The organism is Microbacterium sp. S308A+ (genome assembly GCF_049800815.1).
Classification (GTDB): Bacteria; Actinomycetota; Actinomycetes; order Actinomycetales; family Microbacteriaceae; genus Microbacterium.
Window position 1 is genome coordinate 172565 of the sequence record NZ_JBNAFT010000002.1, and the last position, 15102, is coordinate 187666.

The following is a 15102-nucleotide window of genomic DNA, read 5'->3' on the forward strand; positions in this document are numbered from 1 at the left end:
CGCGACGTGTCATGCGGCCGCGGCCGACGCCCTGCCCGGACACGATGACGCCCCGCCCGGACGGATCCGGACGGGGCGTCAGCTGGAGAGCTCAGGCCTCGGTCTCGACGACCTCGGCATCGGAGGCGTTGCGCCGAACCGAATCGATGCCGTTGAGCGCGCTCGACTTCGAGGCGTATCCCTGGCTCGTGGCGATGATCTCGCCATTGCCCGCCTTGAGTCGGAAGCGGTAGTCGCCACCCTTGTCCTGGTATAGCTCGAACTTCCCCGCCATTGTGCGTCCTTTCGATCCGGATCGGGCGCGACGGCGCCCCTGAGCACACGTTAGCGACGCCGGCGTGGGAAAGGGCAGGACGACACGACGGCTAGGGGGAAACACGTAAGCGGCCGCTCCTGCCGCGACGCACGGCGGTGACGCTCCGCCGCCACGTCCGCAGTGGTGGCGGAGACCCCGGCTATCATGACTCTCGGGCCCCTTACGACGTCGAATCGAGTAGGCATGCCGTCCTGGCTTCTGAAGACCAACATCGTCGACGGTCCGTTCCCCCTGACGGTCTGGGGCGCGACCGCGATCCTGATCGTCGTGCTGCTGGTGCGCCGCCCGACGCTCCGCGGGGCGCTGACAGCCCTGGTCGCCGTCCTCGGCGGGGCGGTGGTGGGGGTGGGGACGGTGCTCGTCCTGCGGATCTCGGGTGTCCTGATCACGCTGCCCCCGTTGCTCGCGTTCTGGGCGGGCGCCGGACTGGGATTCCTCGGGCTCGCGATCGTGAGCCTGTGGGACACGAAGGTCTGGCGCAAGGTCGTGGCCGCGCTCACCATCGTGATGGTGCTGCTCTCGGTCACGCTCGGCGTCAACGCCCAGTTCGGCATCGACAGGACGATCGGCGATCTGATCGGAGAGTCCACCCTCGACAAGGCCGAGTCGCTTCCCGGGCCGGCGACGCCCCCTGCCGCCTCGGGGCCCCTCTACAAGAGCTGGGAGCCACCGGCCGGGATGCCGGCCAAGGGCAAGGTCCTGGAGCTGGGCAACGCGGAGGCCATCCCCTCGTCGGCGGGGTTCGTGCCCCGCAACGCCTCGGTCTACCTTCCGCCCGCCGCGCTCGTCGCCGCCCCTCCGCCCCTGCCTCTGGTCGTGCACATGATGGGGAAGCCCGGGGCGCCCACGCCTCAGTTCATGCAGGAGGCGATGGACAAGCTTGCGGCCGAGAACAAGGGGCTCGCGCCGATCGTCATCGTCGCCGACCAGCTCGGCGGCGATGAGAACAACCCCGCATGCGCCGACTCCGCGGCCTTCGGCGGGGTCTCCACCTACTTCAACAAGGACATCCCGGCGTACGCGCTGGGCAAGCTCCCGGTCACCGCCGATCACCGGGATTGGACGATCAGCGGCTATTCCAACGGCGGCGCCTGTGCGTTCGCCTGGGGTGCCGAGCATCCGGACGTCTGGGGCAACGTCGTGAGCATCTCGGGCGAGGACTATCAAGGCTCGGAGGAGCCGGATCAGGTCCTCGCCCAGATCTTCGGCGGCGACCAGGCCGCGTACGACGCCGCCAAGCCCGCAGCCGTGGCCGCGCGGAACAAGGGGAGCTTCGCGGGTCATGTCGCGATCTTCACGGTCGGAGCCAACGACCCGCTGTACATCCCCCGCGCCGAGAGGTCCGCCGCTGTCGCACGGGAGGCGGGGTTCGAGACGAGGACGTTCGTCATCCCCGACGCCGACCACGTGGTCACCGCGCTGCAGAAGGGGATCCCCGAGGCCTACCGTGCGCTGTTCCCGCATCTGGGGCTCGCGCCGCCGGCCTCCTAGCCGCCTGACTCTCACCATCCGTCCTGAAAGGCCCTCCATGTCGACGACAACGACGCCCGACGTCGCCTCGCCCACACCGCGCCGCTCGCCGATCCTCCGCTATGCGCGACGGCACCCGTTCGCGATCCTGTTGTCCCTGACGCTCCTGGGCACGGGAATCGGATTCGGGACGCTGTGGGGGAACGCCCCGGCGGAGCTCGCCGCGAGCCCGCTGACGACGTTCGCCCAAGGGACATGGTGGTCGCCGGTGACCGCGCTCCTCGTGCCGGACTCGGCCGTCGAGGCTCTGCTGACGATCGCCCTGGTCCTCACCGTCATGGCGTACGCCGAGCGCAAGCTGGGGACGCTCCACAGCGTGCTCGTCTTCCTGGGCACGGGGGTCCTCGGGATCCTGCTCGGGTTCGGCCTCGAGTCCCTGCTCACGAACGGCGATCTGCTCTGGGGCCTGTCGCTCGAGGCCGGCTTCGTCCTGGACCCGGCGATCGGCGTCCTCGGCGTCGTCATGGCCGGAAGCGCGTTCGCTCCCGTGCTCTTCCGCCGCCGGATCAGGATCATCGGCTTCGCGGTGATCCTGATGTTCGTCCTGTATGCGGGAGACGCCGACAGCCTCTTCCGGCTCGTGTCGGCGATCCTCGGCGTCGTGGTCGGCCTCGTCCTCGCCCGCGGGGCGGCGGCAGGGGCCTGGCACCGCAGCTCCTACGCGGAGACGCGGACCATCGTCGCGGCCATGGTCGCCGTGACCGGCCTGGGCCCGCTCATCGCCTTGGTCTCCGGGATGGCCAACGGGCCCCTCGCCCTCGTCGTCGCCGGGTTCTCCGGTGTGGACGCCGAGGAGGTCTTCGAGCGCTGCGACACCTCCGAGACGCTCAGCGACGCCTGTCTCACCGACATCGGTCGCGTGCTCACCGACGGACCAGGACCGTTCCTGCTCAGCCTCATGCCGCTCCTGCTGAGCCTGATCGCCGCCTGGGGGCTGCGCCTCGGCCGCCGTGCGGCGTGGTTCCTCGCCCTCGCGGTCAATGCCGTCGTCGCGATCGTCACCGCTGTCGGGCTGGGCGCAGGCGAGCTGTTCGACGCCGCGACGCGGACGGACGTCGGTCTGGAGTACGTGATCTGGGCGCTGCTGGCGGTCCTCCTGCCGGTCGCCGTGATCGTGCTCCTGCTCGTCACCTGGCGACGTTATCGGGTGCGGGCGCCGCGCCGTGCCGCTCTGCGGTTCACGCTGACCGTGACCGGGGCGTTCGTCGTCCTGGCCGGAGGCTATGTCGCGCTGGTGCTGCTCTCGCCCGCCGGTGCCTTCCTGCTTCCCGTGGCGGCGGGCGACGTGCTCCTCGACGTGGTCCGCCGGTTCCTCCCCGCGGGACTCCTGCAGCCGGTCCCGGTGCCGGTGGTCCCGACGGAGGGCCTCGTCCTGTTCGCGTACCAGTGGGTCGGCGTGGTGTTCTGGATCGTCTTCGCTGTCGCGATCCTCGTGCTGTATCGAGCGACGATCGTCCACCGCGACGCCGAAGGGGAGGCGCGCTTCCGGGCGCTCCTTCGCGCGGGCGGCGGCGGGACGCTCGGCTTCATGGGCACCTGGCGTGGCAACGACTACTGGTTCGCCCCCGAGGGCACCGGTGCGGTCGCCTACCGGGTGATCAACGGGATCGCGCTGACGATGTCCGATCCGGTCTGCGCGAAGGAGGACGAGGCGGCGACGGTCCGCGGCTTTGCGGACCACTGTGACAGCCAGGGGTGGACGCCGGTGTTCTACAGCGTCCACGACCGTTATCGTCCCGTCTTCGAGGGCCTCGGCTGGCAGACCATGTCGGTCGGGGAGGAGACGGTCGTCCCGCTCGCCGGCTTCGAACTCACCGGCAAGCCGTGGGCGAAGGTCAGGCAGGCATACAACAAGGGCGTGCGCGAGGGCATCACGACGCTGTGGTCGTCGTGGGCCGACCTGCCCGCGTCCGTCCTCGCCCAGATCAACGCGATCAGTGAGCAGTGGGTCTCGGAGAAGGAACTGCCGGAGATGGGCTTCACGCTCGGCGGCATGGAGGAGCTGAAAGACCCCGACGTCGCCCTGTTCCTGGCTCTCGGGCCGGACGGCGGGCTCCAGGCGATCACGAGCTGGCTGCCCAGCTGGACCGACGGGCGGATCACGGGCTGGACCATCGACTTCATGCGCCGCGGAGACGAGTCGACCTCCGGGATCATGGAGTTCGTCATCGCCTCCGCTGCCTTCCGGATGAAGGAGGAGGGTGTGGAGGTGATGAGCCTGTCCGGTGCGCCGCTGGCCCAGAAGCCCCTCGCGCCAGGCGAGCAGGCTCCGGATCCGACGGTGATGACGCGGCTGCTCGGCTGGCTGGCGACGGTTCTGGAGCCGGCCTACGGGTTCACGTCGTTGTTCCGGTTCAAGAGCAAGTTCAACCCCGAGTACCGCACGATCCTCATGGCCTATCCCGATCCTGCGCAGCTGCCCACGATCGGTCTCGCGATCGGCAACGCCTACCTTCCCGAGGTGTCGCCCAAGGAGTACCTCGCCCTCGCGAAGACCTTGAACCAATAGGATCGCGCGTCCGAGAAGTCTCCGCGAGAAGTCGGCCGCGGCGGGAATGATCGCGGGCTGGCGAGGGTTTTCCTGCAGGGCAGGTATATGCACCTGCATGGAAAATACGGAAGGAAACAGCCCGCATGACCACCTATGACGTCGGCGTTCTCATCGGCAGCATCTCCTCGACCTCGATCAACCGGCGCCTCGCGAAGGCGCTCGTGAAGCTCGCTCCGCAGGCGGAGCTGCGCCTGACCGAGATCCCGATCAAGGGTCTGCCGTTCTACTCGGCCGACCACGACACGGCGATCCCCGCCGAGGCTGCGGAGCTCAAGAAGCAGATCGAGGCCGCCGACGGCATCCTCCTCGTCACCCCCGAGTACAACCGTTCCGTGCCGGGGGTGCTGAAGAACGCGATCGACACCGCGAGCCGGCCGTGGGGGCAGAACAGCTTCGCCGGCAAGCCCTCCGCGGTCATCGGCACCTCGATCGGCGCGATCGGCACGGCCGTCGCCCAGCAACACCTGCGTTCGGTCCTGTCGTTCCTCGCCTCACCGGAGCTCGCGCAGCCGGAGGCATATCTGCACTCCACCGAGGGCCTCATCACCGACGACGGCGAGGTGACAGACTCCTCGACCGCCGAGTTCCTCCTGTCCTGGCTCAGGGCGTTCCACACTCACATCGCGAAGACCCTCAGTCCCGCCCGCTGACGGGTGACATCGCCACGGTGGCGGCGACCTCCCGGAAGCCGCCGCCACTATGGCGCCTTCTCGTGTGGCCTACGGAGCCGCGCAGAGACGGTAGGGACCCGACTCGCGGAGCGTCGGCCCGGGACAGGGGTCCAGGCTCAGGCGTGTGACATGCTGCATCGCCGGGGCGTCGGAGAGGCCGACGTGCGCACCCGTGAGGACGACCGCCGAGACCGCCGGGCCCCACGGGGCCGCGGCGAGCCAGTGCGCGTCGTTCTCCTGGACCCAGGACGCCAACGGGGCGGCCGCGGCACGCTGCGCGGCCAAGGTCTCGGCCGTCGGCGGGGTCACGGCCTGCGCCGCGTGCATTCCTCCCGCGACGCCGATCGGGAGCAGGAGCGCCGCGCCGGCGAGCGCCGCGGACGTGCGACGGACCGCCTGAGCCTTCACGCCCTCGCCTCGCCAGAGCTCTTGGGCTGCGCGCACTCCCGCGGCGGCCAGGAGGGGGCTGAAGGCGAGAAGGCCGACCGCGGGGTGGCGGATCCACAGCGGTGAGCTCGCGGCCTGCGCCCACCAGCCGAGGAAGACCAGGAAGCCGACCGCTCCGGAGGCGATCAGCGCGATCGCCTCGTGGTCGCCGCGCAGCGCGGGGGAGAGCACGAGGGCGATGAGGAGGATCGCGGCCACGATGAGACCGGCCGAGACCGCGGTCCACGTCGGCACGAACCAGGAACCGGCGAAGGTCTCCAACTTCTGCGGGATGGTCGGGGGGGTGAGGTGTCGCTGCCCCCCGTCGAGGAGGAAGTCCCGCACACTGCGCAGGTGGTCGACGAAACCTCGAGGGCCGAGGGAGACGAAGGTGACCAGTTCGACCAGGACTGTCGGCACCGCGGCCGCGGCGAGGGGCAGGATCGCGCGCCGCAGCGTCCGCAGCAGTCGTGCTCCGAGGGGCGCGTGGCGGGTGAGGACGAACAGCGCCACGGCGAACGCCGGCAGGGCCAGGAACGAGATGTACTTCGCCTGGAGGGCGAGACCGAACAGGAGCCCGGCGAGCCAGGGTCGGCGGGAAAGGGCGACGAATGCCCACACGAGCAGTGCCGCGGCGGGGACCTCCCCGAGGAGGTCGGCCGGCCCCTGCAGCGGCGACACCGAGAGGGCGCCGTTGAAGGCGAGCGGCAGGGCGGCGGCGGCGAGACCGCCCCACCGTCCGGCCAGGTGCCGGCCGAGCATCCACAGCCCGCCGACGAGCAGCGCCCAGTACGCGAGCGGGACCAGGCGCGCGCCGATCACCGGATCGATTCCGGTGGCCAGCACGCCTGCCACGGGCAGCAGCACGGCCGGTCCGGTGGAGATGCGGGCGTCGAAGGGGGTGAGGAGCGATCCGGACAGGGTGCCGTCGCTCGTGTACCCGAGCCCGGCGAGGAGGTTTCGGGGCACGGTGAGGTTGAAGGCCTCGTCCTCCCAGAGCCGCAGTACGGTGAGGCTGTGCCAGCAGACCAGGACGTTGGCGACGAGAAGCATCGCGGCCAGCGCCCAGAAGGCGATCGTGGCGAGACGACGGCTCATGACGTGCTCGTCCCGGAGGGCCGGGCCGCCGTGGCGATGGACCGGAGCGGAGCCCCGGGACGGAGCGACCAGGTCCAGGCCTCGCGGAGGGCGTCCCGTGCGAACGCGCGCAGTCGCCGAGGAGGGAGGGCGATCCGCGACGCGCGACCCCACATCGTGCCGGTGGCGGAGGCGCCGCGGCGCGGGATGCTGCGGACCCGGACGTAGCGGACGCGGTAGCCGGCGCGGACCTCCGCGAGAGAGAAGTGCACGTGGGGCACGAGGGCGTCCCGGGGCACCGCGTCCACCAGCGCGCGGGCGACCGCGGGACGATAGGCGCGCAAGGGCGTGTTCACATCCGGGACCCCTCGGCCGGCGGCAGCGGCGACGAGCACCCGCACCGCGGCGGTGAGCGCGCGCCGGAACCACGGGTCGGTGCGTCCCCCGCGGACGCCGTGCACGACGTCCGCGCCGGTGTCGGCGAGGGCCAGGGCGACGGCCGCGATCTCCTCGCCGAGGAACTGCCCGTCGCCGTCCACGTGGACGATCGCGTCGGGGGCGAGAGCGAGCCCGGCCCGGTAAGCGGCGAGAGCGGTCGGGCCATGGCCGCGGTTTGCGGGCTGGGTCTCCACCCGTACGCCGTCGAAGGACGAGAGGATCTGCGCCGTGTCATCCGTCGAGCGGTCATCCGCGACGACGACCGTCAGATCCTTGGTCAACGGAAGGAGGGTCTCGCGAAGCTCGTCGACGAAGCCGACGATGCCCTCTGCTTCGTTGTAGGCCGGCATCACGACCACGAGGTGGGTAAAGCGCACGGGTTCCTCGGTCAGCGGGCGGCGAAGACGGCGCACAACGCACCGCCCCGGTAGTCTAGTCGAGTCATGGATCGTCGCTCTCGCTTGCGCCGGATCGCGGGGGTCGGCGGTCGCTTCCTCGTCATCGGCGGCATCAGCACCCTCATCGAGGTCGGCGCCTTCAACCTGTTCGTCTACGTGCTGGGGTGGGACGTCGTGACCGCCAAGGTCGTCGCCTCTCTCGTCGCCCTGGTCAACGCCTACTTCGGCAACCGGGAGTGGGCGTTCCGCCATCGCGACCGCCGTGGACGCGCGGCAGAGATCGTGCTCTTCCTGGCCACGAACCTCGTCTGCACCGCGCTCGGTGCGCTCCTCGTCTGGGCGGGGACCGAGGCCGCCGGCGCGCTTCTCGGGCATGCGCCGGGGGCTGCGATCGTCAACGTGGTGAATCTCGCGAGCATCGCGATCATCGTCGTCGTCCGCTTCATCCTCTACCACGGGATCGTCTTCCGTCCTGCTCGCGCCGTCCAGCGCTGACCGCGCCGTCCCCTGCGTCGAAGCGCGCCGACGGGCGCCATGACCATCGCCTGCGTTCCGCGGGTCGCGGGTCAGCCCGTGGCGGTGCAGCCCGGTGCGTTCACCGTGACCCCGGTCGGGCGCACCATCGGGGTATGACGTACCTCGAGGGGTCCGTAGGCGCCGGCGGCTCCCGAGTAGGTGGCCGACACCTGGGCCGTCTGCCCAGGCCCCGTCTCCACATTGACCTTCACCGCGTTGCGCCCCAGGTGCGGCATCGGAGTGAACGACACCTCCTTGCCGTCCACGGTGACCGTGGTGGGCGTCGCTCCTACCGGTCCGTAGATGACAAGGTCGGTCGACACGATGCCCTTGGGGAAATACGTTCCCGGCGAGATGTACTCCGCGAGCCCTGGAACTTGGGCGGCGGTGAGGGTGTTGGCCAGGGTCGCGGTGATCCCGAAGGTGGGGCTCCCGTCCTTCGCCTCGCACTGGTTGCTGTCCGCGGTGATGTCGAGCTGCATGTAGTAGTCGAGCTTGCCCGCGGTGATGTCGTTGACGTAGACGCCAACGGTGGTCGCCTCGGCGTTCATCTCGGGCAGGGTGCCGTTGACGAGCGTGCCGGCGATGACAGCCGACTCGTCCCTGTCGTTCGGGGCGTAGAGGAGACGTCCCTCCCCGGCCGCCTTCGCCAGCATGTCGACGAGGGTCTTCGGGTCGGAGGGCTGGGAGAGCAGGCCGCGGAAGACGGCCTCCGCGGTCGCCGCGAAGAATGCGTCCTGGTCCTTGGTGGACGGGTATTTCGCGTACACCTCGTTCAGGAGAAGCGGCACGGCGTTCTCGGCCGTCAGCTCCTCTCCCGTGGTCAGCGTCACCGGCCCCGTCGCGGAGAGGAGATAGCTGAGGGCCACCGGATCGAAGGAGGCGACTCCGTCGATGGGGGTGCCGAAGGACTCCGCCCAGAAGGCACGGGCGATCTCCGCCGTCGTCGGGAAGTTCGGCGTGAGCGTGGTGTCCTGGATGAACCGGCCGATCTTGTCGGTGTAGAGGGCGAGGGTCTGGGAGTCGATCGTCGTGACGGGCTCGGCGCGACCGTTCTTGAAGTCGCTCGACGAGGCCTGCTGCGTGATCGAGATCCTGCCCTGGTCTGCGGTGACGATCGCGATGGCGGCGGGGTTGCCGCCGGTTCCGCGGGACTCCGCGTTGTTCTGGAACAGGACCAGGTAGTTGCGCGGCCCCTCGGAGCCGAGGGCCTTGGGCATCAGGGTCAAGGCGTTGTGGGTGGGCTCGAGCACCGGCTCGACCTTCGCCAGGGCGTCGTCCAGCATGCCGAGACCGCCGGCGACCTGGTCGACGAGCGCGCCACGGTCGATCCCGGCGACCTCCTTCTTCACCTGTTCGACGCTCGTCGAGGCCTTCTTCACGACCCCGGCGAGCTCGGTGAGGCGGGCGAGGTCGATCGCGCCGTCCCTGGGCACCAGGGCGTCGAGGCTCAAGGCCGTGAGCGGCACGACGGCGTCACGGACGAGCGCATCGGCCGAGGACGCGGCGATGCGCGCCGCGGCGAGGTTTGCCCCCGCCACGGGCACCACCTCGGCGACGCGCCAGAGGGGACCATCGGTCTTCGCCTTCGCCGCGGCGGTGTACTCGGCGATCTTCGTCGCCGTGACCTGGGCGCCGGCGGCGTCGCCGGCGAGCATGCTCTTCTCCACCTCGCCCACGAGCGGGACGGCCTTCTCGAGATCGCCCTTGGCGGAGATGGCCTGCTCGTAGAGGCTCTTCGCCGCCAGGCCCCCTCCGACGATCAAGCCGATGAGGACGACGCCGATCGAGACGGGCACCCAGAAAGCCGCGCGTTTGAGGAGCGGCCGGCGCCGCTTCCGGCGCCGGTGGGAAGAAGTGCTGGTGCTCACCCGGGGATCATATCGGCCATAACTGAGAGGACCCCGCGTCTCCGTTCCGGTCGCCGCAGCCGTCTCGCCGGCGTTTCTCGGGTCCGATCGGAGCAAGGCGTCACGCCGGCAGACCGGTCGAGGCCGATCCCATCGGTTATTGTGGTTCTGCGCGCGTGGGGGGCGTCGGCGTGGCCGTCGCCACATCGGGACGGCATGCGGCCTCACGCCCTGGCAGCAGGAGGAGAACTCCGCCAGCGAGCCCGGGGAAGGGATGAGCAGTGACCGATCGTCTGAGAGTGGGGTTCTGGCGCACCCGGCTTCTCGCGGGGAGCGAGACATTCATCCGCCTGCAGGCGAAGACGCTGCAGCAGGGGACGACGGATGTCGACACCTTCGGATTCGCGCCGTTGCGCTCCTCCCTCGCCAGCGATCGCGACCTCTTCCCCTTCCGCGGCTACAACTTCTCGCGAGCGATGCTGAGGGCTTTCCAGATCACGAGGAGATCTCGTCGCCTGGAGAGGCTCCTTCGGAAGCGGCGCCCGGATGTGATGCATGCGCATTTCGCTCTCGACGCGGGGCTGATCACGCCGACGCTGCGGCGGTTGGGCATCCCCTTGGTCGTCAGCGTCTACGGCTACGACGTGACCAGGACGGCCTCGGACCCACGACAGGCGGAGAAAGAGGCGGCCCGCCTCCGCGAGGCGTTCGACTACGCGACGACGATCACGGCCAACTCCGCGTTCATGCGAGAGAGCGCGATCGCCCGCGGTGCCGACCCCGACAAGGTCGAGGTCGTGCACCTTGGCGTCGAGATGCGGGAGGACGCGGTGCCCTCTCCGCAGGAGGAGCGCCGTGGCGTCCTCTTCGTCGGACGCTTCACCGAGAAGAAGGGCGTGGACGACCTCATCGAGGCGATGAGCCTCCTCCCGGCGGAGCTGAGGGACACGGAGCTGACGGTCATCGGCGACGGTGAGACCAGGGAGTCGCTGGAGCGACGCGCGAGGGAGCACGGGCTGAACGCCCGTTTCCTCGGGAGCCAGCCGCACTCGGTGGTGCAGGAAGAGGTCGCGAGGACGATGATCCTGGCCGCCCCGTCGAAGACGGCGAGTGACGGCGACTCCGAGGGGCTGCCGACGATCATCCTCGAGGCCGCCCAGATGGGCGTGCCGGTCGTCTCCACCTACCACTCGGGGATCCCGGAGGCCGTCGCCGACGGGCGGACCGGGATGCTCGTCCAGGAGAAGGATCCGAAGGCGTTCGCGGCGGCGCTGGCGCAGCTGCTCTCGGATCCCGCGCGTGCGTGGTCGATGGGGCAGCAGGGGCGTGCCCTCATCCGCGAGGAGTTCGACATCGGGCTCTGCGCCCGGCGGCTGGAGACGATCTATGCCCGGGCGGTCGGGGAGCGCCGGTGACCGCCAGTCTCGTCCTGGGAGGCAACGGTTTCCTCGGTGTCCCTCTCGTCTCGGCGCTCGTCGCGGCGGGACAGCAGGTCACGTCGTTCGACAGGTTCAGTCGGGAGCCGGTGCGTGAGCTGCCTGACGGAGCGACCAGGTTCGCCGGAGACTTCCTCGACAAAGGCGATCTCGCCAGGGCTCTCGCGGGAAAGAAGGAGGTCTTCCACTTCCTGTCGATGACGACGCCGGTCGCCTCTGACGACGACCCGTTCCTCGACCTGCGGACCAACGTGTTCCACACGGTGGAGCTGCTCAAGCTCTGCGTCGACGCGGGCGTCGAACGTCTCTACTTCGCCTCCAGCGGCGGGACCGTGTACGGGGACCGGGGCAAGGCCGCTCTCTCCGAGAACGATCTTGCGGAGCCGATCTCCCCCTATGGCATCGGAAAGCTCGCGATCGAGAACTACCTCTCCTACTTCCATGCCAAGTACGGGCTGGAGTCCGTGATCCTGCGGATCTCGAACCCGTATGGACCGGGGCAGCCGCCGACCCGGCGCCAGGGGCTCATCCCGATCGTGCTGGGGAGAGTCGCCGAAGGGCTCCCGGTCGTCCGATCCGGGGCCGGGACGATGGTGCGGGACTATCTCTACGTCGACGATGCGATCGCCATGATCCTCGCCCTGGTGGGAGGTGAGCCCCGGCATCGCGTCTACAACATCGGCAGCGGCGTCGGCCATTCGGTCAATCAGGTCTTCGAGGCGATCCAGCGGGTCACGGGACGGACCCTCGACGTCCAGGACGTCCCGAAGCCCGCCTCCTTCGTCGAGCACGTCGTCTTGGACACGTCCCGGTTCGCCGGCGAGTTCGGCGCCCTGGAGCCGTTGTCCCTGGACGAAGGCATCGCGCGCACCTGGGCCGCGCTGCGCTCCTGAGGGACAGGCCGTAGCTCAGCGTTCCCGCGGGAAGGTCGTCGTCCCCGCGGGAAGGGTCCTCCCCGCGTAGCGGGCCTCGACACCGACCGGCACCTCGAACCGGACGGTGTCCGCGTCCCAGGCGACCCGGACGTCGCCTCGCCCGGTGTCGACGCTGGCGTCCAGCTCGTCCACGAGGAAAGAAGGATCAAGGTCGACGGCGCCAGGGGACACCGGGCGGATCCCCGCCAGACGCGTGAGGAGATAGGCCAGATAGCTGCCGTGCATATGGTGGGAGAGGCTTCGCACCTGCGCGGGCTCGCCCCACCCGTTCCAGGTGGTCGTCGCGCCCAGCTCGGCCCATTGTCCCCACGAGGGGCGGTCGGTGGAGCGGAGCAGCGCAAGGCAGAGATCCGCCCGCCCGTGGTCGTGGAGGAGGGGGAGGAGGAGCGGCTCGCCGACGATGCCGACGTTCAGATGTCCCAGCCGTTCGGTCTCCCGCGCCACGGCATCGATCGGCGCTGTCCCGTGGGCGGCGGGCTCGATGCCGATCGCGTAGGCGAGCAGCGTCGGGGTGCTCTTGAACGGCGCCATACGCGGATAGATGCGCGAGGGACGGTAGGTCGAGGTCCTCCGATCCCACAGCCGCCGTCGCCACGCCTCTGCCTCTTCCGCCGCGCGCTCGCCGTAACGTGCGGCGTCCTCGGCTCGGTCGACGCGATCGGCCATTCGCGCCAAGGCTTTCAGCGCCAGGACGACATGCGCTGTCGCCGTGCTGTCCCGACCGCCGTCGCGTTTGTTGCCGGCGGGCGATCCCCAGTCCCCGTAGCAGGACGACCAGCGGCCTCGACGCTGGTTCGCCAGCAGCCACTCCACCACGTTCCGGACACGTTCATAGCTCTGGGCGACCCAGCCGGGATCGTCGTGAAGCGCGTCGACGCGCTCGACGAAGAGGGCGGCGGCCGATGCCCACTCCGGCGCGAAGTACTCGCCGATCGGCTCCGGCGTGCGCGGCGGAGGCGGCACGATCACCGGGAGGAAGCCCAGATCCTCGAACGAGTCGAGGGCCTGGTCGTGCCATTGCCGGAGGAGCGGTGCCATGTCGAAGGCGAGCGTCGAGCTCTCGAGCATGGCGACGGCATCGCCCAGCCAGCCGTTCTTCTCGTAGGTCGGGGTGTCGGAGACGACCCCGGCGTGCTGGTTGATGAGCATCGAGCGGACCGACATCTCGAAGAGCTGCACGAGGAGAGGGTCGGAGCAGGTGAAACGCGCCCGCTGTGGCGTCTCGGAGAGGATCTCGCGCAGACGCACAGATCGCACGTCGACCTCGGCGGCGTTCTCCGGAAGGAGGACGGCCACGTAGCGGCATCCCTTGAAGGTCAGCTGGGCCTCGAACGTGTCCTCCTCGCCCGAGAGCAGGAGCACGTCTGTCTGCATCGTCTGCATCAGATCGTGTCCGCTGCCGTGCAGGGCCTCGTTGGCGGTGAAGACCATGCCGGAGGCGTCGACCTTCTCGCCGTGGACGACCTCGACCCTGGTGCCGGCCGGTCCGGTCACGACGATGCGCGCCGTTCCCGTGGTGACGAGGCCGAAGTCGTAGACCGTCCCGTCGCCGGTCGGGGACGGCGCCTCCGAGAGGGGGTCGAGGAGGCGCCCCGGCCTCTCCGGATAGGCGCGTGCCGCGCGGATCGGGAGCTCGGGTGCGGGGACCTCCTCCGCCTCCGCCCAGGCGTGGTCGTCATACTCCGCCTCCTGCCACCCGGTCGTCTCCTCGCGCGCATCGAGGAGCTCGCCGTAGAGGACGTCGTCGTAGCGGACCCTGCCCGGGGCGGCCTTCCAGCTGGCGTCGCTGACGAGCGTCGCCGCCCCCGTGACCCGTATCCTGACGCGCGGACGATCCGTCCAGGCGGCGTTCCTCCAGTCCCAGTCCGACTCGGAGCGGACGCCCCACCATCCGCGACCCAGGGTGACCGTCACCACGTTCCGGCCGGGCCGGAGGTCGACGGCATAGCTGCGCGAGAGGAAGCCCCGAGGATAGTACGGGAAGCCGGGATCGTTCGCGCCGGAGACCCGCTCGCCGTTGACCGACACCACGGCGAAGCCTGCGCATGCCACGTGCACCACGGCGCGCCCCCCACCGGGAGCGTCGAACACACGGCGGAGCTGCGGAGCGGCCTCGGCGGCATGCGTGATCCACTGCGCGTCCGCCCAGTCCTCGGCGGAGAAGGGTCCTGTGCTGAAGCGGAGATTCTCCTCCGCCTCCGCGCCGTGCTCATCGCGGACGGCGAGCACGGCCCGGTAGTCCGTGAACGGCGCGAGCAGCGGGGCACGCCAGCGCTGGGCGCCGCCCTGGACCCATCCGGAGTCGATGCCGCCCGGATCCAGCCGCATCCGGTACGCGGCTTGCCGCTGGCCGGTCTCGGCAGCGGCAAGCTTCCATGCCAGCACGGGGGAGGGGTCATCGACCCCGTCGCGCACGCCCCAACCGGGGAGGAAAAGGTCAGTGATCCTCATCGACGCTCACTCCGTCCAGCTGGATCCATTCCGTGGGGTGTGTCGGGGCCGTGACGATCTGCACGACCCCCGCCGCGATCCGCAGCGTGACGTGCCCTTCGCCCGCGGACGCGGTCACCGTGCCGTCCTGCGCCGGCCACGGGCCGGTCAGGATCACCGCTCCCGGGGCGAAAGCCGCCTGGCCGCGCAGGACACGGCCGTGCAGCCTCGACGTCGCCGGCCGTGCGGCGAGCGCATGCACGGGGGCAGCAGGGTCGCTGCGGAAGCCAGGGGCGACCTCGAGGGACGATCTGGGCTCTCCGAGACGCCGAGCGGGACGGGGCGCGGCGCCGATCTCGGAGAGGCGGGTGAGCGCTGCAAGCCCCTTGTCCGTCGAAAGGAGACGGGGGAGCAGGCCTCCGATCGATACCATGCCGACATCCTCTCATGGCGTCCTCGGCAGCCGAGCGCGCTCGGCTACGCTGGGCAGGCGTCGGCGGTCTGCCCGAGCCGGCAGCGACAGAAGGG

General features: G+C 70.1%; 12 protein-coding genes. 6 read left to right on the forward strand and 6 right to left on the reverse strand.

Features of this window, described 5'->3' with window-relative positions; genetic code table 11:
• Positions 1–91: 91 nt before the first annotated feature.
• The gene (locus ACP15J_RS06630; RefSeq protein ID WP_424936226.1) at positions 92–274 is read right to left on the reverse strand and encodes a YegP family protein; all 183 of its coding nucleotides are present in this window, start codon (positions 272–274) and stop codon (positions 92–94) included.
• 225 nt (positions 275–499) lie between these two features.
• On the opposite strand from ACP15J_RS06630, the gene ACP15J_RS06635 reads away from it, so the two are divergent.
• From ACP15J_RS06635 to ACP15J_RS06645, 3 genes are all read left to right on the forward strand, one after another.
• Positions 500–1807 carry an alpha/beta hydrolase gene (locus ACP15J_RS06635; protein WP_424936227.1) on the forward strand — a complete coding sequence of 436 codons (1308 nt, stop codon included), beginning with the start codon at positions 500–502 and terminating at the stop codon, positions 1805–1807.
• A 37-nt stretch (positions 1808–1844) separates the two neighbouring features.
• On the forward strand, positions 1845–4355 hold the full coding sequence (locus ACP15J_RS06640; RefSeq protein WP_424936228.1) for a bifunctional lysylphosphatidylglycerol flippase/synthetase MprF: 2511 nt from the start codon (positions 1845–1847) through the stop codon (positions 4353–4355).
• A 125-nt stretch (positions 4356–4480) separates the two neighbouring features.
• Complete coding sequence (locus ACP15J_RS06645; RefSeq protein WP_424936229.1) at positions 4481–5047, forward strand: NADPH-dependent FMN reductase; 567 nt, start codon at positions 4481–4483, stop codon at positions 5045–5047.
• Positions 5048–5116: 69 nt separating this feature from the next.
• On the opposite strand, the gene ACP15J_RS06650 is transcribed toward ACP15J_RS06645, so the two are convergent.
• A complete protein-coding gene (locus ACP15J_RS06650; RefSeq protein WP_424936230.1) occupies positions 5117–6592 on the reverse strand; it encodes a hypothetical protein in 1476 nt (491 codons plus the stop codon).
• Positions 6589–7386 carry a glycosyltransferase family 2 protein gene (locus tag ACP15J_RS06655; RefSeq protein ID WP_424936231.1) on the reverse strand — a complete coding sequence of 266 codons (798 nt, stop codon included), beginning with the start codon at positions 7384–7386 and terminating at the stop codon, positions 6589–6591. Before ACP15J_RS06655 ends, ACP15J_RS06650 begins: the two co-directional genes overlap by 4 nt.
• Positions 7387–7452: 66 nt before the next feature.
• On the opposite strand from ACP15J_RS06655, the gene ACP15J_RS06660 reads away from it, so the two are divergent.
• Positions 7453–7902: a GtrA family protein gene (locus ACP15J_RS06660; RefSeq protein ID WP_424936232.1), complete on the forward strand. Its 450-nt coding sequence runs from the start codon at positions 7453–7455 to the stop codon at positions 7900–7902.
• Positions 7903–7973: 71 nt separating this feature from the next.
• On the opposite strand, the gene ACP15J_RS06665 is transcribed toward ACP15J_RS06660, so the two are convergent.
• Complete coding sequence (locus tag ACP15J_RS06665; protein WP_424936233.1) at positions 7974–9794, reverse strand: DUF4012 domain-containing protein; 1821 nt, start codon at positions 9792–9794, stop codon at positions 7974–7976.
• Positions 9795–10054: 260 nt separating this feature from the next.
• Here ACP15J_RS06665 and ACP15J_RS06670 point away from each other — a divergent pair, with 260 nt between their 5' ends.
• Together ACP15J_RS06670 and ACP15J_RS06675 are read left to right on the forward strand one after the other, a co-directional pair.
• A complete protein-coding gene (locus tag ACP15J_RS06670) occupies positions 10055–11188 on the forward strand; it encodes a glycosyltransferase (protein WP_424936234.1) in 1134 nt (377 codons plus the stop codon).
• On the forward strand, positions 11185–12102 hold the full coding sequence (locus tag ACP15J_RS06675; protein WP_424936235.1) for an NAD-dependent epimerase/dehydratase family protein: 918 nt from the start codon (positions 11185–11187) through the stop codon (positions 12100–12102). Before ACP15J_RS06670 ends, ACP15J_RS06675 begins: the two co-directional genes overlap by 4 nt.
• Before the next feature lie 15 nt (positions 12103–12117).
• Here ACP15J_RS06675 and ACP15J_RS06680 read toward each other — a convergent pair whose 3' ends face one another.
• Both ACP15J_RS06680 and ACP15J_RS06685 read right to left on the reverse strand, forming a co-directional pair.
• Positions 12118–14595, reverse strand: a complete 2478-nt coding sequence (locus ACP15J_RS06680; RefSeq protein WP_424936236.1) for a family 78 glycoside hydrolase catalytic domain — start codon at positions 14593–14595, stop codon at positions 12118–12120.
• The gene (locus ACP15J_RS06685; protein ID WP_424936237.1) at positions 14582–15007 is read right to left on the reverse strand and encodes a hypothetical protein; all 426 of its coding nucleotides are present in this window, start codon (positions 15005–15007) and stop codon (positions 14582–14584) included. The genes ACP15J_RS06680 and ACP15J_RS06685 overlap by 14 nt, the downstream gene beginning before the upstream one ends.
• Between the last annotated feature and the right edge of the window lie 95 nt (positions 15008–15102).

What these genes read in the sequence shown, in the direction of transcription:
- ACP15J_RS06685 (WP_424936237.1), bottom strand. Translation starts at nt 15,007, where the DNA reads ATGGTATCGATCGGAGGCCTGCTCCCCCGTCTCCTTTCGACGGACAAG.
- ACP15J_RS06640 (WP_424936228.1), top strand. Translation starts at nt 1,845, where the DNA reads ATGTCGACGACAACGACGCCCGACGTCGCCTCGCCCACACCGCGCCGC.
- ACP15J_RS06630 (WP_424936226.1), bottom strand. Translation starts at nt 274, where the DNA reads ATGGCGGGGAAGTTCGAGCTATACCAGGACAAGGGTGGCGACTACCGC.
- ACP15J_RS06680 (WP_424936236.1), bottom strand. Translation starts at nt 14,595, where the DNA reads ATGAGGATCACTGACCTTTTCCTCCCCGGTTGGGGCGTGCGCGACGGG.
- ACP15J_RS06660 (WP_424936232.1), top strand. Translation starts at nt 7,453, where the DNA reads ATGGATCGTCGCTCTCGCTTGCGCCGGATCGCGGGGGTCGGCGGTCGC.
- ACP15J_RS06650 (WP_424936230.1), bottom strand. Translation starts at nt 6,592, where the DNA reads ATGAGCCGTCGTCTCGCCACGATCGCCTTCTGGGCGCTGGCCGCGATG.
- ACP15J_RS06635 (WP_424936227.1), top strand. Translation starts at nt 500, where the DNA reads ATGCCGTCCTGGCTTCTGAAGACCAACATCGTCGACGGTCCGTTCCCC.
- ACP15J_RS06645 (WP_424936229.1), top strand. Translation starts at nt 4,481, where the DNA reads ATGACCACCTATGACGTCGGCGTTCTCATCGGCAGCATCTCCTCGACC.